The 16,239-nt window shown below is 61.5% G+C and carries 18 protein-coding genes; 4 read left to right on the forward strand and 14 right to left on the reverse strand.

Annotation, left to right across the window (positions count from 1 at the left end):
- From Q4Q11_RS12245 to pcaD, 12 genes are all read right to left on the reverse strand, one after another.
- On the reverse strand, positions 1-1,432 hold a 1,432-nt coding region (locus tag Q4Q11_RS12245), incomplete at its 3' end, for a hydantoinase/oxoprolinase family protein (RefSeq protein WP_498569667.1).
- Between the two features lie 126 nt (positions 1,433-1,558).
- Positions 1,559-1,951: a GFA family protein gene (locus Q4Q11_RS12250; RefSeq protein WP_498569639.1), complete on the reverse strand. Its 393-nt coding sequence runs from the start codon at positions 1,949-1,951 to the stop codon at positions 1,559-1,561.
- A gap of 138 nt (positions 1,952-2,089) precedes the next feature.
- On the reverse strand, positions 2,090-2,806 hold the full coding sequence (locus Q4Q11_RS12255) for an ABC transporter ATP-binding protein (RefSeq protein WP_112509801.1): 717 nt from the start codon (positions 2,804-2,806) through the stop codon (positions 2,090-2,092).
- A complete protein-coding gene (locus tag Q4Q11_RS12260; protein WP_112509803.1) occupies positions 2,787-3,551 on the reverse strand; it encodes an ABC transporter ATP-binding protein in 765 nt (254 codons plus the stop codon). The genes Q4Q11_RS12255 and Q4Q11_RS12260 overlap by 20 nt, the downstream gene beginning before the upstream one ends.
- Positions 3,548-4,552: a branched-chain amino acid ABC transporter permease gene (locus tag Q4Q11_RS12265; RefSeq protein ID WP_498569640.1), complete on the reverse strand. Its 1,005-nt coding sequence runs from the start codon at positions 4,550-4,552 to the stop codon at positions 3,548-3,550. The genes Q4Q11_RS12260 and Q4Q11_RS12265 overlap by 4 nt, the downstream gene beginning before the upstream one ends.
- A 1-nt stretch (position 4,553) precedes the next feature.
- Entirely contained in the window at positions 4,554-5,417 is an 864-nt protein-coding gene (locus Q4Q11_RS12270) for a branched-chain amino acid ABC transporter permease (protein WP_498569641.1), read from the reverse strand.
- Between the two features lie 88 nt (positions 5,418-5,505).
- The gene (locus Q4Q11_RS12275; RefSeq protein WP_498569642.1) at positions 5,506-6,678 is read right to left on the reverse strand and encodes an ABC transporter substrate-binding protein; all 1,173 of its coding nucleotides are present in this window, start codon (positions 6,676-6,678) and stop codon (positions 5,506-5,508) included.
- 145 nt (positions 6,679-6,823) lie between these two features.
- Positions 6,824-7,876 carry a 3-carboxy-cis,cis-muconate cycloisomerase gene (locus tag Q4Q11_RS12280; protein WP_498569643.1) on the reverse strand — a complete coding sequence of 351 codons (1,053 nt, stop codon included), beginning with the start codon at positions 7,874-7,876 and terminating at the stop codon, positions 6,824-6,826.
- 3 nt (positions 7,877-7,879) lie between these two features.
- On the reverse strand, positions 7,880-8,494 hold the full coding sequence (gene pcaG, locus Q4Q11_RS12285; RefSeq protein WP_112509813.1) for a protocatechuate 3,4-dioxygenase subunit alpha: 615 nt from the start codon (positions 8,492-8,494) through the stop codon (positions 7,880-7,882).
- On the reverse strand, positions 8,494-9,243 hold the full coding sequence (gene pcaH, locus Q4Q11_RS12290; RefSeq protein ID WP_112509815.1) for a protocatechuate 3,4-dioxygenase subunit beta: 750 nt from the start codon (positions 9,241-9,243) through the stop codon (positions 8,494-8,496). The genes pcaG and pcaH overlap by 1 nt, the downstream gene beginning before the upstream one ends.
- 12 nt (positions 9,244-9,255) lie before the next feature.
- A complete protein-coding gene (pcaC, locus tag Q4Q11_RS12295; RefSeq protein WP_112509817.1) occupies positions 9,256-9,660 on the reverse strand; it encodes a 4-carboxymuconolactone decarboxylase in 405 nt (134 codons plus the stop codon).
- On the reverse strand, positions 9,660-10,466 hold the full coding sequence (gene pcaD, locus Q4Q11_RS12300; RefSeq protein WP_112509819.1) for a 3-oxoadipate enol-lactonase: 807 nt from the start codon (positions 10,464-10,466) through the stop codon (positions 9,660-9,662). Before pcaD ends, pcaC begins: the two co-directional genes overlap by 1 nt.
- 94 nt (positions 10,467-10,560) lie before the next feature.
- Here pcaD and pcaQ point away from each other — a divergent pair, with 94 nt between their 5' ends.
- Complete coding sequence (gene pcaQ, locus Q4Q11_RS12305) at positions 10,561-11,487, forward strand: pca operon transcription factor PcaQ (RefSeq protein ID WP_112509942.1); 927 nt, start codon at positions 10,561-10,563, stop codon at positions 11,485-11,487.
- Between the two features lie 6 nt (positions 11,488-11,493).
- Here pcaQ and pobA read toward each other — a convergent pair whose 3' ends face one another.
- Positions 11,494-12,666, reverse strand: a complete 1,173-nt coding sequence (gene pobA, locus Q4Q11_RS12310; protein WP_498569644.1) for a 4-hydroxybenzoate 3-monooxygenase — start codon at positions 12,664-12,666, stop codon at positions 11,494-11,496.
- A gap of 112 nt (positions 12,667-12,778) precedes the next feature.
- On the opposite strand from pobA, the gene Q4Q11_RS12315 reads away from it, so the two are divergent.
- The gene (locus tag Q4Q11_RS12315; RefSeq protein WP_498569645.1) at positions 12,779-13,663 is read left to right on the forward strand and encodes a helix-turn-helix domain-containing protein; all 885 of its coding nucleotides are present in this window, start codon (positions 12,779-12,781) and stop codon (positions 13,661-13,663) included.
- Between the two features lie 176 nt (positions 13,664-13,839).
- Here the strand turns inward: Q4Q11_RS12315 and Q4Q11_RS12320 are convergent, their stop codons facing one another.
- Positions 13,840-14,595, reverse strand: coding sequence for an IclR family transcriptional regulator (locus Q4Q11_RS12320; protein ID WP_112509825.1), 756 nt, complete (start codon positions 14,593-14,595; stop codon positions 13,840-13,842).
- A gap of 150 nt (positions 14,596-14,745) precedes the next feature.
- Here Q4Q11_RS12320 and Q4Q11_RS12325 point away from each other — a divergent pair, with 150 nt between their 5' ends.
- The gene (locus Q4Q11_RS12325; RefSeq protein ID WP_498569646.1) at positions 14,746-15,453 is read left to right on the forward strand and encodes a 3-oxoacid CoA-transferase subunit A; all 708 of its coding nucleotides are present in this window, start codon (positions 14,746-14,748) and stop codon (positions 15,451-15,453) included.
- On the forward strand, positions 15,450-16,139 hold the full coding sequence (locus Q4Q11_RS12330) for a CoA transferase subunit B (protein ID WP_162701550.1): 690 nt from the start codon (positions 15,450-15,452) through the stop codon (positions 16,137-16,139). Before Q4Q11_RS12325 ends, Q4Q11_RS12330 begins: the two co-directional genes overlap by 4 nt.
- The last annotated feature ends 100 nt before the right edge of the window (positions 16,140-16,239 follow it).

A 16,239-nucleotide genomic window follows, 5' to 3' on the forward strand; every position in this document is an offset into this window, starting at 1 on the left:
GTAGAAGGATGCTCTTCATGCCGAGCGCATCGGCAACCAGGCAGGCATGCTGGCCGCCTGCACCGCCGAAGCAATTCAGCGCATAGCGCGTCACGTCATAGCCGCGCTGCACCGAGATCTTCTTGATTGCCTCGACCATATTGGCAACCGCGATGCGGATGAAGCCGTCGGCGACATCTTCCGGGCTGCGGCCATCGCCGATATCGGCTGCGAGCGCCGCGAACATGGCCCGCACCGTCTCGACATCGAGCGGTTGATCCTGATTGGGGCCGAAAATGGACGGGAAGAATTCCGGCAGCAGCTTACCGGCCATGACATTGGCGTCGGTGACGGCCAGCGGCCCGCCGTTGCGGTAGCAGGCGGGACCCGGAAAGGCGCCGGCCGAATCCGGGCCGACACGGAAGCGATCGCCATCGAAATGCAAGATCGAGCCGCCGCCCGCGGCAACGGTATGGATCAGCATCATCGGCGCGCGGACACGAACACCGGCCACTTCCGTTTCAAAGGCGCGCTCATATTCGCCGTCGAAATGCGCCACGTCCGTCGAGGTGCCGCCCATGTCGAAGCCGATCACATGGGCAAAGCCCGCCTGTTCGCCGGTCTTGGCAAGCCCGACCACGCCACCGGCCGGGCCGGAAAGGATGGCGTCCTTGCCCTGGAACATATCGGCGGCCGTCAACCCGCCCGACGACATCATGAACATGACGCGCGCGCCGGTGCGCTCGACATCGAGCTCATCGCAGACCTGGCGGATATAGCGGCCGAGGACCGGCGAAAGATATGCATCGATGACGGCGGTATCGCCGCGGCCGACGAGCTTGATCAGCGGCGAAACTTCGTGACTGACGGAGACCTGCTCGAAGCCTAGGGATCTCGCGATGCTGGCAACGGCAGCCTCGTGCGCCGGGAATTTATATGCGTGCATGAAGACGATAGCGACTGAGCGATAGCCCTTGCCGAGCAGATCACGCAGCGCCGTTTCTGCGGCCTTTTCGTCCAGAGCGAGCTCGACGGTGCCGTCGGCAAGCACGCGTTCCTCGATCTCGACGACATCTTGGTAAAGCGCTTCCGGCTTGACGATCTCGGTCGCGAAGATCTTCTTGCGCTCCTGATAGCCGATGCGCAGCGCATCCTTGAAACCCTTCGTCGTCACCAGAGCGAGGCGTTCACCCTTACGCTCGAGCAGCGCATTGGTGGCGACCGTCGTGCCCATGCGCACCTCGCCGATCGCACCTTCTGGAACCGGCTCGCCCTTGCCGAGACCAAGATGGAGGCGGATGCCGTGGACGGCCGCATCACGATAGGCCTCGGGATTTTCGGAAAGAACCTTGCGGGCATGGAGGGCGCCGGACGGATCGCGTCCGACGACGTCAGTGAAGGTGCCGCCGCGATCGATCCAGAAATCCCAATGACCCGAAATATTCTCCGACAAACTCGCCTCCAGCAGAACGACGCCAACGATGATAATATATCGATAAATCGTCAACGTTTTATCGTCAACATGAATTAACGAGTTCACGCGTTCTCGAGAGGCTTTGTCATCGGCTCGAAGGGCTCGCTATTCCTCAAAGCGGCTCGTCGCCTCACGATCGCGCTCGTATCGCCGCGCGAGCGGAAACGGCGGCAGCCAGGATTCGCGGCGCACCGTCCAGAGTTCGTATGTCGGTGTCAGCTGATCCGGTGTATCGAGAGACCCGAGATTGACTTCGATTTCATCTGCACTTTTCGAGAAGACGGGCGAGCCACAGTGCGGACAGAAGAAGCGGCCGGTATAGTCACGCGCTTCGCCTTCGATCGTCACGGCATCCTCGGGAAAGATCGCGGAGGCATGGAAAAGCGCGCCGTGATGCTTGCGGCAGTCGAGGCAATGGCAAATGCCGACCCGATAAGGGCGCCCGGACGCCACAAATCGTACTTTCCCGCACAGGCAACCACCGGTGAAACGGTCCATGTCGCACCTCCTTCCGAGACAAGCAGACGAAATGTTACGACAAAACGGGCAATCACCGCAATTGCACGCCGTGGATCGAAGAGTGTCCTTCAATGGCAAGGCCGCGCTGCGGCCGCACACGGCCAAAGCGCGGACGTGCTAATGCAATCCGCCGACCCCGAGCAGACGCTCGACTGCGCCATGATCGGCAGCCAGAGCCTTCGGCGTACCCTTCCAGGCAAGCCGGCCGCGCTCCAGAATGATGACGTCGCTCGCAAAATCCAGCGCGCTCTGGATGCGCTGCTCCACCAGCAGGATCGTCATGTCGCCTGATTTGGCGAGCTTGGCGAAGGCCGCCATCAGCTCCTCGCAGATGACAGGGGCAAGCCCCTCTAGCGGTTCGTCGAGAAGCAGGACGGAGGGACGGCCGAGGATGGTGCGGGCAGTCGACAGCATCTGCTGCTCGCCGCCGGAAAGCTGGCCGCCGAGGTTTCTGCGACGCTCCTTCAGGCGCGGGAACATATCATAGGCTTCCTGCAGGGCGCTCTTCGGCCGCGCCTTGAGCCCGACGGAGAGATTTTCCTCCACCGTCAGCGTTGGAAAGACGTCGCGCGTCTGCGGCACATAGCCAAGGCCCTGATGGGCGCGTCTGGCACTCGGCAAGCCGGCAATATCGGCCGAGCCCAGCCGGATGCGGCCATCGTAACGCCGCGTCTGGCCGGCAAGGGTCGCAAGCAGCGTGCTCTTGCCCATGCCGTTTCGACCGAGCACGGCAAGCCGGCCGCCGGCCGGCACGGAAAAGGAAACCCCTTCCAGCACCCGCGTCGGACCATAGCCGGCTGACAGATTTTCGACTTCAAGCGGCGTGGCCGGCATTGGCGTAGCTCCCAAGATAGGCTTCGCGCACCCGCGCATCCTGCGTCACGTCTTTCGGCGACCCGTCGAAGACGATCGTGCCGGCGGCCAGCACAACCACCCGCTTGGCAAAGCGGAAGACGAGGTCCATATCATGCTCGATCATCAGCACGGCGAGATCGGCGGGCAGATCGGCCAGCGCCTGCTCGATGCGGTTGGTATCGCTCTGCGGCACGCCGGCGGCGGGTTCATCCAACAACAGCACTTTCGGCTTCAGCGCCATCGCGACGGCGATTTCCAGAAGCCGCTGCTGGCCATAGGCGATCTCGCTGACCTTGCGATGCGCAAGCGCCGCGAGGCCGAGCGTGCCGAGTAGTTCCTCGGTCTCGGCCATGACATCGCGCATCGCGAGGAAATTGCCGAACATGCGGCCGGATCGGCCTGTCCGCTGCAGGATCGCCAGGCCAAGATGTTCGGCCGGCGTCATATCCTGAAATAGCCTTGTTACCTGGAACGAGCGCACTAGGCCGCGCCTCACCCGGCCGATGGCATCGACCTTGTTGACGTTTTGCCCGCCGATGCGCACCTCACCGGAATCCGCCTGCAGATTACCCGTGACGAGATTGACGAAGCTGGTCTTGCCGGCACCGTTCGGGCCGATGAGAGCCACGCGATCCCCCGGCGCCATCGACAGGCTGACATTGTTCGTCACCGTCAGGCCGCCGAACGCCTTCTTCAGATTGATGACCTCGAAAATAGCACTCATGTCCGTGCCTCTCTGCGGCGGGCGACATAGGCGGCGGCCGTGCAGTAGATCCCCTTGGGCGCGAAGAGAACCACGAGAATCAAGAGCGCGCCGACGATCGTCAGCCAGTGGAAGGGATTGGCGGCGGAGACGTAATCCTCGAACAGCATGAAGATCAGCGTGCCGACAAGCGCACCGAACAGCGAACCGGTGCCGCCGAGCACGAGCATGACGAGCGCCTCGGCCGACTGTGTGAAGGAGAGGCTGTCGAGACCGACGACCTGCGTCGAGATCGCATTCAAGGCACCACCGATGCCGGCAACGGCGCCGGAAATCACGTACATCTTGATCAGCGCAATCTTTGGCGAGGCTCCCATGGCACGAATGCGCAGGGGATCCTGACGGATGCCGCGGCAGAGCATGCCGAAGGGCGAACGGACCAGAATGCGCAACAGCATCAGCGCAATCAGCAACAGCGCGACACCAAAAAAATATGCCGTATGTCCGTAGAGGTCGAATTCGAAAGTGCCGAACAGCGGATCAGCTGAAATGCCCGACAATCCGTCGCTGCCACCTGTCCAGCTCGACGCCTTGTTGGCGAATTCATGGAACAGATAGATCAGCGCGATCGACAACACGAGCTGCGGCAATCCATGCGCTCGCAGGATGACGACGCCGCACACCAGGCCGGTAATGGCGCCGGCGACAATGCCGGCAAGCGTCATCAGCAGGGGATCGTTGATGCCATAGTGGGCGGATGCGATGCCGGCCGCGTAGGCGCCGGCGCCGAAGAGTGCCGCATGGCCGAGAGTTGCAACGCCGCAATAGCCCGTGACGAGATCGAGCGACAGCACGAGGAGCGCGATCGCAATCAAGCGCGTCAGGAGGGCGAGGTTATCCGGAAACAGCAGGTAGCCGGCGGCAGCCACGACGATGACGACCGCGACCGCGATCAGGTCCTGCCCGAATACACGATGTCTGCTCACGATCGGTGCGGCCTCTCTTTCCAGGGTCAAAGCCATGTTACTTCATTCTCCCGGCAAAGCCGCGCGGGAAGACGCAGACGATGGCAATGACGGCCAGATAGAAGAAGAATTCTCCATATTCCGGCATGAGGTAACGGCCCGTCGTATCGATGCAGCCGAGGATGAGACAGGCGAGCAGCGCGCCGGAAATCGAACCTGCGCCACCGACGGAGACGACGACGAGGAACGTCACCATATAGCGCAGGGCATAATAGGGTTCGACCGGCAGCAGCTCCGCGCCTACGACGCCGCCGAAGGCGGCCAAGCCGACGGCAATCGCGAAGCTGACCGCATAGACCACTTCCGTCCTGACACCGAGCGCGGCTGCCATTGCGGCATTATCGACGGAAGCGCGCAGTTTTACCCCGAAGGAAGTCTTTTCGATCGTGTACCAGAGGGCCAGCGCGACGATGAGGCCGCAGACGATCGCGAAGATGCGGTGGGTGCCGATGGTGCGGAAGCCGAGATCGACGGAGCCTTGCAGGCTGCCCGGCAGGGGAATGGTCTTCAGGGTCGGGCCGAAGACATAGTTGGCGATGCCGATGATGCAGAAGGTGATGCCGATCGTCATCAGCACGTGCGTCAGTTCAGGCGCACCATAGATGCGCCGATAAAGCAGCCGCTCGATGGGGATGGAGATGATGACGGTGCCGACCACGGCCAGGAGCACTGCCGCTCCATAACCCAGACCAAGATCATGGGCAGCATAAGAGGCGATATAGCCGCCGATCATGGCAAAGGCGCCATGGGCCAGATTGACCACGCGCATCAGGCCCATGGTGACGGAAAGCCCGATGGAGATGACGAACAGCACCATGCCGTAAGCGAGGGCATCGACTGCTATGCTGAGCACGGTTTGCATTGATATCGCTGGTCCGGTTGTTGTTGCGCGGCCGCCATCGCCCCCCTGAACGAAGGCTTCCGCTCAGGGGGGCGAGGTTCTGGAGCGCTTACTTCGCGGCGGCAAGGCCGGGATCGCCCTGCTTCTCGAAGGTCTGGATTTCCTTGTTGTAGTACTTGCCGTCGCTGCCTTTGGCGACTTCGCGCAGATAGATGTTCTGCGTGATATGCCGGCTTTCCGGATCGATGGTCACCGGACCGCGCGGGCTGACCCAGGACAGGCCCTTCACCGCATCGACGGCTTTCTGCGCATCCTGCTTGCCGCCGGTCGCCTCGATCATCTTGTAGATGACATGCATGCCGTCGAAGGCGCCGACGGCCGGGAAAGTCAGTTCGGCGGGGTTACCGATCGCCTTGCCGGCGGCCGCGACAAAGGCATTGTTTTCCGGAGAGTCATGCGAGACGGCGTAATGGAAGGTTGTCTGCATGCCGAGTGCCGCATCGCCCAACGCCGGCAGATCGGATTCCTGCGTGAGGTCGCCCGGCGCAAACAGCTTGATGCCGGCGGACTTCAAACCGTTTTCATTGTAGGCCTTGACGAAACCGAGCGTAGTCGGACCCGAAGGCAGGAAGGCGAAAACGCCCTGCGCGCCGGAATCCTTGATACGCTGCATGATCGGGCTGAAGTCGTTGGTCGAGAGCGGCATACGGATCGCCTGCACCACTTCGCCACCCTGCTTCTCGAAGCCGGCCTTGAAGGCATTTTCGGCATCGACGCCCGGACCGTAATCGCTGACGACGGAGATGACCTTCTTAACGCCGGCGTCATAGGCGACCTTAGCGATCGGCGTCGAGGTCTGCCAGGTGGTAAACGAGGTCCGCACGACAAGCGGGCTCTTGGTGACGATGGCCGAGGTCGCGGCATTGAAGATCACCATCGGCACATTGGCCTGCTTGAGGATCGGCGTCACCGCCATCGCATCCGGCGTGAAGTAGAAGCCGGCGAGATACTGCACCTTCTCCTTGACGACAAGCTCCTGGGCGAGCGACTTTGATTGGGCAGGATCGGCCGCCGGCAAATCGCGGTAGATCACCTCCACCTCGTCATTGCCGACTTTCTTGCCGTTCATGGCCATATAGGCGTCGATGCCAGCCTTGAAATTCTTGCCCTGCAGCGCGAACGGACCGGAAAACGGACCAATGACACCGACCTTGATGGTATCGGCATAAGCAGCGCCGCCAAGAGCAACAGCCGCAATAGCGGCCAAGACAAAGCGTTTCATTTTCTCTCCTCCCGGCAGCCGTCTTTTTGAGCCGCCCTCGATCATTTAAATCCTGATCATCACCAATTTCCCATAGGAAATGGTAATGTAAAATGAAATAAAGGCCGCCACCCATGTCCATATGGTTATGAATGGTGATAAGATCCTAAGCAGGTATCGTTCCCAGACGCTCGATGGAACCGACCAGTTGCAGCGTATGGCGAAGAGAGGCCGCTGTCGCCACGACCATAGGCGGCAATAGCAGCCATTCCAATGTCCAGGCGGCGCCCGATCGTTCCTGTTCGTGTACAAGCGAGTGATGAATGCCGGAAAGCTGCACAGCGTTGAAACGCGCGAGCGTGACCAGCGTTTCGGCCGAAACGGGATTCTGCTTATGCGGCATGGCGGAGGAACCGCCGCCGCCGGCAAGCTCGATCTCGCCGCCCGCCTGCGCCAGAAGCGCAATATCCTGACCGATCTTGCCGAGACTGCCGGAGATCATCGAAAGTAGTCCGGCCAGTTCGGCGATGCCTGCCCTCTGGCTCTGCCACTGTGGCTCGTCCGTCAGGCCGAGTGCCTGCGCCAGCGAGCTCCTGATCTCGGCCGCTTGCCGCCCGAATTTTTCCAGCGTACCCGCCGCACCGCCGAATTGCACCGGAAAACTCTCTTGCGTCAGCCGATCGCGATATTGATCGAGCGGATGGCGCCATGCCCGCAGCCGATCGGAGACGGCAATGGGGATCGCGGCCTGCATCCGGGTATGGCCCATGAGCCTGTTCGATCCAAAGCGCTCGTCCAGTTTGGTAAGTGCGGACGATACCGCAAAGAGACGGCCGCTCAGGATAAAGGTCGCCGCCTTCAGCCTCAGCATCAGGCTGGTGTCGATAACATCCTGGCTGGTGGCGCCGAAATGGACGTAGCTGCCCGCCTCTTCACCGATCGCCTCGCGCAGCTGCCGGACGAGCCCCGGCACGACGACGCCATCTGCCGCCGTTGCCGTCTTCAGGCTTTGCAGATCGGGCTCGAAACTCGCGCAGACCTCCGCGATGCGCTCAGCGGCAGCCTGGGGGATCACCCCATGCTGCGCCTCGGCCCTGGCAAGTGCTGCTTCGAAGGCGAGCATGGAACGGACATCGACCTTGGCCGAGAAATAGGCCGCGATCTCCTCGTCGCCGAGAAGGCCGGACAGAAAGGGGTGGTCGAAGGGAGAAACGCTCATGGCCTATATATCGAGGAAAACCGTTTCTTTGTCGCCCTGCAAATGGATATCGAAGGTGTAGACGGAGCCCTCCTTCTCGCCAATCAGCGTTGCGACGCGATCCCTGTGCTCGATGCGGGCGAGCAAGGGGTCTTCGGCGTTTGCGGCAGTCTCCTCCGGGAAGTACATGCGCGTATGCAGGCCGATATTGATACCGCGCGCCACGATCCAGAAAGTGATGTGCGGCGCCATCTTGCGGCCGTCCTTGAAGGGGACGCGTCCGGGTTTGATGGTCTCGAAACGGAAAACGCCGTCGGTCGAACCGGTCGGACAACGCCCCCAGCCGGTAAAATTCGGATCGGCGGTGCCGCGCAGCTCCGAGGGGCTGTTGTACAATCCGGCGCTGTCGGCCTGCCAGATCTCGAGGACAGCATCCTTGACCGGCGCTCCCGCGCCATCGAGAACCCTGCCCGTCACCGTGATGCGCTCGCCAAGCGTCTTGTCGTTGACCATGGCGGAGCCGAGGTCGGTTTCGTAGACGCCACCGATCTCGCTGTAGTTCGGCGTCAGGCCGATATGGACGTAAGGCCCTGCCGTTTGCGACGGCGTTTCCTTGAGATAGCCGAGATCCTGTACCATCAATTGCCCTCCAGCCGGTTTTCGAACAGGGTCGACCGGCGACCGCGCAGCACGATATCGAATTTATAGGCGCGGGCATCCATCGGGATCGTGTTGCCCCAGTCGAGCGGTGCGATCAGCTGCTCGATCGCCCGTTTGTCGGGGATCGTGCCGACGATCGGACATTTCCAAATCATCGGATCGCCCTCAAAATACATTTGCGTGATCAACCGTTGCGCGAAGCCATGACCGAAGACGGAGAAGTGGATATGCGCCGGGCGCCAGTCGTTGACGCCGTTCGGCCAGGGATAGGCGCCGGGACGGATCGTGCGGAAGGCATAGCGGCCTTCCTCATCCGTGATGGCGCGGCCGCAGCCGCCGAAATTCGGGTCGATGGCGGCGAGATAGGTTTCCTTCTTGTGGCGATAGCGACCGCCGGCATTGGCCTGCCAGAATTCGAGCAAGACGCCCGGTACCGGCCGGCCGCGCTCGTCGAGCACGCGGCCATGGACGATAATCCGCTCGCCAATGGCGCTCTCCCCCGGCTTGGCGAAATTATGGATCAGGTCGTTGTCGCGTTCGTTCAGCATCGAATGGCCGAAGACCGGTCCAGTGATTTCGGAGATCGTGCCGTCGAGTGAGAGCAATGCGCGCTGCGGCGAGCGCAGGACCGAAGTCTTGTATCCCGGCGCAAAGGCTGGCGGATGCCAGGCGCGATCTCTCGCGAAAAAGGCGCCCGTCTCGGGCTTGCTGTTGCTTCTATCGGACATGTCTGCCTCGCTTCATGCCGCCTGTTCGGCGTCCATCTGTTCGAAAACCTGTTTTGCGATCTTGATCGCATGGTTTGCCGCCGGCACGCCGGCGTAGATCGCCACATGCAGAAGCGCCTCGCAAATATCGTCGCGCGTCGCGCCGGTATTGCGCGTGGCCCGCACATGCATGGCCACCTCATCATCCTGACCAAGTGCCGCAAGCAGTGCGATCGTCACGATCGAGCGCTCGCGCCGGCTGAGCGTCGGGCGCGACCAGACATGTCCCCAAGCCGCTTCTGTAATCAGCTCCTGGAAAGGCAGGTCGAACTCAGTCGATCCCTGCTGGACGCGATCGACATGGCTGTCGCCGAGCACGGCGCGGCGCGTCGCCATGCCCTGCAAATAGCGCTTGGACGGCGCAGTAGGGTCATTCATCAGGCTTGTTCTCCACGCAGGACGACGTCGACGAAGGCACGGATGACTTCGGTCAACGTCTCGGGTTGTTCGACGCAGGGAATATGGCCGGCGTCCTTGATGACTTCATAGCGTGCATTCGGAATGAGCTTGGCCATCGCTAGCACCACATCGGGCGGCGTCGAACCGTCCTGATCGCCGACGATGCAGATGGTGGGCACGGCGATCTTGGTCGCGGCTTCGGTGAGATCGGCATCGCGAAGGGCCGCACAGGTGGCCGCGTAGCCCGCAACCGGTTGACGGATCAGCATGTTGCAATAGCCGGCGAAGGCGATGTTTTCCGGACGGCGAAAGGCGGGCGTGAACCAGCGCTCCATGATGGCATCGACGATGGATTCGATGCCATCAGCCTCGACCTGCGCAATGCGGGCATTCCAGCTTTCCGAGGAGCCGATCTTGGGAGCGGTGTCGCAAAGGATCAGCGCCCGCACCAGATCCGAGCGGCGCTGATAGAGCGACTGAGCGACCAGCCCACCGACCGAAAGGCCGCAGACGATGGCACTCTTCACCGAAAGGAAATCGAGCAGGCCGGCAAGGTCGGTCGCATGATCCTCGATGGAATAAGGCATCTGGCCGAGATCGGAGAGACCATGGCCACGCTTGTCGTAGAGCACGATGCCGAAATCGCCGGCAAGGCGCACGATCACGTCGCGCCAGATGCGGAAATCGGTGCCCAGCGAATTGGCAAAGACAAGCACCGGCTTGTCGGCGGGGCCACCGATGATCTGATAGTGGATCGTGACGTCGTTGATGCGGGCAAACTGCACTGAAAATCTCCTCGGCCATCAGATTGGATCTATAATCCGGTTAGGTAAAATGATATTTCTTTGCTATACGATAACTCCAGGGTTATGAATGAGCATGCTCGACGCGCGCATCAAGTTCCGCCATCTGCAAACTTTTGTCGAGGTTGCGCGCCAGAAAAGCGTGATCAAGGCGGCCGGGCTGCTGAATATCAGCCAGCCGGCGGTGACGAAGACGATCCGCGAACTGGAAGAAGCACTCGGCGTCGCCGTCTTCGAACGCGACGGGCGCGGCATCCGCATCACCCGCTACGGCGAGGTCTTTCTCCGACATGCCGGCGCGGCGCTGACGGCCCTGCGCCAGGGGCTCGATTCCGTCTCACAGGAACGCTCCGGCGAAGCGCCGCCGATCCGAGTCGGCGCGCTGCCGACGGTTTCGACGCGCATCATGCCGCGAGCGATGGACCTGTTTCTCAAGGAGGAGACCTGGAGCCGCATCAAGATCGTGACCGGCGAGAACGCCGTCCTTCTCGAGCAATTGCGCATCGGCGATCTCGATCTTGTCGTCGGCCGATTGGCAAGCCCCGACAAGATGGCGGGCTTTTCCTTCGAGCATCTCTATTCCGAACAGGTGGTCTTCGCCGTCAGGGCCGGCCATCCGCTGCTGGCGGGCAAGCAATCGCTGTTTTCCGATCTCAGCCGCTACACGATCCTGATGCCGACGCGCGGCTCGATCATCCGCCCCTTCGTCGAGAGCTTCCTGATCGCCAACGGCGCCGGCGGGTTGCCGAATCAGATCGAGACGGTTTCCGACTCCTTCGGCCGCGCCTTCGTACGCTCGAGCGACGCCATCTGGATCATCTCCGCCGGCGTCGTTGCCGGCGATGTCGATGACGGACTGCTTGCTCTCCTGCCGATCGACACCAGCGAGACGAAGGGACCCGTCGGCTTGACCATGCGCACGGACGCCATCCCCACCCTTCCCTTGTCGATCCTGATGCAGACGATCCGGGAGGCGGCAGGCGAGATCGCCAAGAAGCGCTAAAGTCGTTTAGAACGGCAGGCCGACATAGTTTTCGGCAAGTGCAGTCGATGCAGCACGCGAATGGGTGAGATAGTCGAGCTCGGCTTCCTGAATCTTCTGGTCGAAATCGCTGGTATCGGGAAAGCGATGCATCATCGTCGTCATCCACCAGGAGAAGCGCACCGCCTTCCAGACCCGGGCAAGCGCACGCGCGGAATAGGCTTCCAATCCGGAATTGCAGCAGTCCTGATAATGCTCGACAAGACCCGAATATAGGTAATGCACGTCGCTCGCCGCGAGATTGAGCCCCTTGGCGCCGGTCGGCGGCACGATATGAGCGGCATCGCCGACGAGGAAAAGACGACCGAATCGCATGGGCTCGGCTACGAAGGAGCGCAGCGGCGCGATCGATTTCGCGAAGGACGGCGCGGTGACCAGAGCCTCTGCATGGTGAACCGGCAGCCGGCGCCGCAGCTCGTCCCAGAAGCGGTCGTCGCTCCAGTCCTCGACCTTCTCTCCGAGCGGACATTGGATGTAATAGCGGCTGCGCGTCATCGACCGCATGGAGCATAGCGCAAATCCGCGCGGATGATTGGCGTAGATCAGTTCGTGATTGACGGGCGCCACCTCGGCCAGAACGCCGAGCCAGCCGAAGGGATAGACCTTCTCGAAGCTGCGAACCGCCCTTTCCGGAACCGATTTGCGGCTGACACCGTGAAATCCGTCGCAGCCGGCGATGAAGTCGCAATCGATGCGATGAGAAACGCCGTCCTTTTCATAGGTCAGACGGGGCGTATCGCCGTCGAAACCATGCGGCCGGACGTTGGCCGCACCATAAATCGTCGGAGCACCGCTTTCCTCGCGGCGGGCCATCAGGTCGCGGGTCATCTCCGTCTGGCCGTAGATCACAACGCGCTTGCCGCCAGTGAGACCATGAAGGTCGATACGATGATCGCGGCCGTCGAAGGCAAGCGAGAAACCGTCATGCGGCAAACCCTCCGCATGAAGGCGTTCGCTCGCCTTCGCCTCGTCCAGCAACCGTACGGTGCCCTCCTCTAGAACGCCGGCACGCACGCGGCCGAGGATGTAATCCTTTCCGACCCGATCGAGAATGACGTTGTCGATACCGGCCCCCGTCAGCAGCTGGCCGAGCAAAAGCCCGGACGGCCCCGAACCGATAATGGCGACTTGAGTGCGCATCGTCTCCTCCCATGCGTGATCTTGCTTCAACTCTCGTCGGCGCGTCGCATGTTCGCAATGGACATTTCGGTCATGAAATTGCACAAATCGAACATGGCGAAGGAGAAAGGCCATGACGAAGAATGTGCCGACCTATGAGCTATATGGCGAGAATACCGGCAGAAAGCCGGATTTCTGGCTACATTGCGAGACGATTCCCTCCCGCAGCAGCCTTCACCACTGGGAAATCCGTCCGCACCGGCATGACAGCTTCTTTCAGATCTTGTACATACATGCCGGATCGGGCGACGCCGTCTTTGACGGAACTCCCCATGCCATAACGCCGCCCGCCGTCATTACGGTGCCGCCACGGGTCAACCATGGCTTCCGGTTTTCCCGCGATATAGACGGTTTCGTCATCACGGTGCTGATCTCGCATCTGAAGGCCTCTCCCGGCGATCGCAGCCGGCTGGGTACATGGCTTGCCGAGCCGCATCTGACCTTGCTCGACACTCAAACCGAAGACGCGGCGCATGCCGCCAATACGCTGAAGCGCCTGGGCGAGGAATTTGCCAGTCATCGCAGCGGCCGCAACGATTTGCTCGATGCCTATTTGACTTCGGCCTTGCTGTTGACGGCGCGCGTTGCCCAGAAAGCCGACGGGGCCAATCCGGGCGATGAAAACGAGCGCCGGATGGAGATGCTGCAAGGCCTTATCCAGCGCCACTTCCGTTCGCACAAGCCGGCTGCCTACTATGCAGAAAGCCTCGGCATCTCATCGACGCATCTCAGCCGCATCGTTCGCAGCCGAACCGGATACGGCGCGCATGAGCTGATCACGCGCAAGCTCCTGGACGAAGCTAAACGCGAACTGGTCTTCACCTTTGCGACCGTCCAGGAAATCAGCTATCGCCTCGGCTTTGCCGATCCCGCCTACTTTTCCCGCTTCTTCGTCAAGCAGACAGGCCAAACGCCGCGCGCCTGGCGGATTAAGGAGCGGGAGAGGCTTGGGATGTGAATAGCAATCTGGATCGCGGGCGGCCACCCGCCCCCGTGCTTCGAGACGGCCCTGCGGACCTCCTCAGCATGAGGGCTGATCTTCTCGCTTCACCAAAAAAATGCTGCATCCCCATCCTGAGGTGCGTAGCCGAAGGCGGAGCCTCGAAGGACAAGGATGCCCCCAAGCACATTAAGTTACGGCAGGACCAACCGCAGCGCCTTTTGCGTCTCCTTTAGCAATGGCAGGAATCGCTCCGCCATGTCGGAAGCCGCGACATAGGCAGCCGGCGCGCCGATATTGATCGCCGCCACGGTCTGACCGCGATCGTTTTCGACAGGCACGGCAATCGAGCATAGGCCGATCTCCAGCTCCTGGTCGATGACGGCGTAGCCCTGCTCCCTCACCCGGCGGAACTCCGCCATCAACTCCTCGGGATCGGTTTTGGTATTCGGCGTGTTCGCCCTGAGGTCGGTCCGCCCAAGCACCGCACGCGCCTCACGTTCCGGCAGAGTGGCCAACAAAACGCGGCCCATCGAGGCGCAGAAGGCCGGAAGGCGGCTGCCCGGCGTCAGGTTGATCGACATTACCCGGCGCTGCGAGGCACGGGCGATATAGACGACTTCCGTGCCGTCGAGCACCGAAGCAGACGCATTCTGCCCGGCGCGCTCGGCAAGCTGGTCGAGATGCGGCTGGATGATGATGGGCAGCGGCGTCGCGGCCAGATAGGCATGGCCGAGCCTCAGGATCTTCGGCGTCAGCGTGAAGAACTTGCCGTCATAGACGGCATAGCCGAGTTCGGAGAGCGTCAGCAGCGAACGGCGCACGGTGGCACGATCAAGGCCGGTCAATTTCGATGCCTCGGCGATCGTCAGGCGCTGCCGCGTCTCACCGAAAGCCTCGATAACTTTCAACCCTTTGGCAAAGCCGCTGACGAAGTCCGTTTCCCGCATAACAGCCTCCAACCCTCGTATCGTTTGTGCGATATATGAACAAATATCAAATATCGCACAAATTGATTGCCGTCCAGCCCATGCTGATCTATTCGAAAGGAAGAGGATGGGGCGCCTTGGCCGTCCGCAATGGCAAGTGGGAGTTTCCGCATGGACAAGACAATTGCGAGCACGGCAGCCGCCGTCGCGGACATCGGCGACGGTGCGACCGTCATGATCGGCGGCTTTGGCGGCTCCGGCGCGCCGATCGAACTCATCCATGCGCTGATCGACAAAGGCCCCAAGGACCTGACCGTCATCAACAACAATGCCGGCAACGGGCGTATCGGCATCGCTGCGATGATCGATGCAGGCATGGTCAAAAAGATGATCTGCTCCTTCCCGCGCTCATCCGATCCGCGCGCTTTCACGGACCGTTACCTGGCGGGCGAAATCGAGCTGGAGCTGGTGCCTCAGGGGACACTTGCGGAACGCATCCGGGCCGGCGGCGCCGGCATTCCGGCTTTCTACACCCCCACCGCCTATGGCACCGAACTCGCCAATGGCAAGGTCATCGCGGAATTCGACGGCCGCCACTATGTTCAAGAGCGCTGGCTCAAGGCCGATTTCGCCATCGTCAAGGCTGAAGTCGGCGATGTGCAGGGCAATCTCATCTACAACAAGGCCGGTCGCAATTTTAATCCGCTGATGTGCATGGCCGCGGCCAAGACGATCGCACAGGTCTCGAAAATCGTTGCCGCGGGCGAGCTCGATCCCGAACACATCGTCACCCCCGGCATTTTCGTCAACGGCGTCGTTGAGGTCGCCGATCCGCAGCAGGAAGAAAATCTCATTCGGGCCGGAGTGGTATACGCATGACCATCGATACACGCGAAGACATCAAGCTCTCCAATGCCCAGATCGCCTGGCGCGCGGCACAGGATATCGAAGATGGTGCCTATGTTAATCTCGGCATCGGCTTTCCGGAAATGGTCGCCCGCTACCAGCCCCCAGGCCGTCAGGCGATCTTCCACACCGAAAACGGCATCCTGAACTTCGGCGAGCCGCCGGCGGAAGGCGAGGAAGATTGGGACCTGATCAACGCCGGCAAGAAAGCCGTGACGCTGAAGCCCGGCGCCTCCTTCTTCCATCACGCTGATAGTTTCGCCATGGTGCGCGGCGGCCATCTGGATGTCGCGATCCTCGGCGCCTATCAGGTGGCGCAGAATGGCGACCTCGCCAACTGGCGCGTCGGCTCAAAGGGCGTGCCTGCCGTCGGCGGCGCCATGGACCTGGTGCATGGCGCCAAGCAGGTTTTCGTCATTACCGAACATGTGACCAAGGACGGCAAGCCGAAACTGGTGGAAGCCTGCACTTTCCCGCTGACGGGTGTCGGCTGCATCACCCGCGTCTATACGAGCCACGCGGTCATCGACATCGCCAAGGAAGGTTTCGTCGTGCGCGAGAAACTCGCCGCCATGACGATGGACGAGCTGCAGGCGATGACCGGCGCTCCGCTGCATACCGACCGTGTCGTTGCCGACCTCATCGTGCCGACGCTTTAAAGCGTGCTGCGGTCTTTCGGATCCGCCCAAGATGCTTTAAGCTTATAATATTTTGCAGATCGCCTTAGCAAAACCGCCGCACGTTTTCGAGCGACATGCA

It is taken from the genome of Rhizobium sp. UFLA01-1127 (assembly GCF_059803845.1).

What these genes read in the sequence shown, in the direction of transcription:
- Q4Q11_RS12255 (WP_112509801.1), bottom strand. Translation starts at nt 2,806, where the DNA reads ATGCCGGCCACGCCGCTTGAAGTCGAAAATCTGTCAGCCGGCTATGGT.
- pcaH (WP_112509815.1), bottom strand. Translation starts at nt 9,243, where the DNA reads ATGTCCGATAGAAGCAACAGCAAGCCCGAGACGGGCGCCTTTTTCGCG.
- Q4Q11_RS12275 (WP_498569642.1), bottom strand. Translation starts at nt 6,678, where the DNA reads ATGAAACGCTTTGTCTTGGCCGCTATTGCGGCTGTTGCTCTTGGCGGC.
- Q4Q11_RS12280 (WP_498569643.1), bottom strand. Translation starts at nt 7,876, where the DNA reads ATGAGCGTTTCTCCCTTCGACCACCCCTTTCTGTCCGGCCTTCTCGGC.
- pcaQ (WP_112509942.1), top strand. Translation starts at nt 10,561, where the DNA reads ATGCTCGACGCGCGCATCAAGTTCCGCCATCTGCAAACTTTTGTCGAG.
- Q4Q11_RS12265 (WP_498569640.1), bottom strand. Translation starts at nt 4,552, where the DNA reads ATGGCTTTGACCCTGGAAAGAGAGGCCGCACCGATCGTGAGCAGACAT.
- Q4Q11_RS12330 (WP_162701550.1), top strand. Translation starts at nt 15,450, where the DNA reads ATGACCATCGATACACGCGAAGACATCAAGCTCTCCAATGCCCAGATC.
- pcaC (WP_112509817.1), bottom strand. Translation starts at nt 9,660, where the DNA reads ATGAATGACCCTACTGCGCCGTCCAAGCGCTATTTGCAGGGCATGGCG.
- Q4Q11_RS12315 (WP_498569645.1), top strand. Translation starts at nt 12,779, where the DNA reads ATGACGAAGAATGTGCCGACCTATGAGCTATATGGCGAGAATACCGGC.
- pcaG (WP_112509813.1), bottom strand. Translation starts at nt 8,494, where the DNA reads ATGGTACAGGATCTCGGCTATCTCAAGGAAACGCCGTCGCAAACGGCA.
- pobA (WP_498569644.1), bottom strand. Translation starts at nt 12,666, where the DNA reads ATGCGCACTCAAGTCGCCATTATCGGTTCGGGGCCGTCCGGGCTTTTG.
- Q4Q11_RS12270 (WP_498569641.1), bottom strand. Translation starts at nt 5,417, where the DNA reads ATGCAAACCGTGCTCAGCATAGCAGTCGATGCCCTCGCTTACGGCATG.
- Q4Q11_RS12320 (WP_112509825.1), bottom strand. Translation starts at nt 14,595, where the DNA reads ATGCGGGAAACGGACTTCGTCAGCGGCTTTGCCAAAGGGTTGAAAGTT.
- Q4Q11_RS12260 (WP_112509803.1), bottom strand. Translation starts at nt 3,551, where the DNA reads ATGAGTGCTATTTTCGAGGTCATCAATCTGAAGAAGGCGTTCGGCGGC.
- Q4Q11_RS12325 (WP_498569646.1), top strand. Translation starts at nt 14,746, where the DNA reads ATGGACAAGACAATTGCGAGCACGGCAGCCGCCGTCGCGGACATCGGC.
- Q4Q11_RS12250 (WP_498569639.1), bottom strand. Translation starts at nt 1,951, where the DNA reads ATGGACCGTTTCACCGGTGGTTGCCTGTGCGGGAAAGTACGATTTGTG.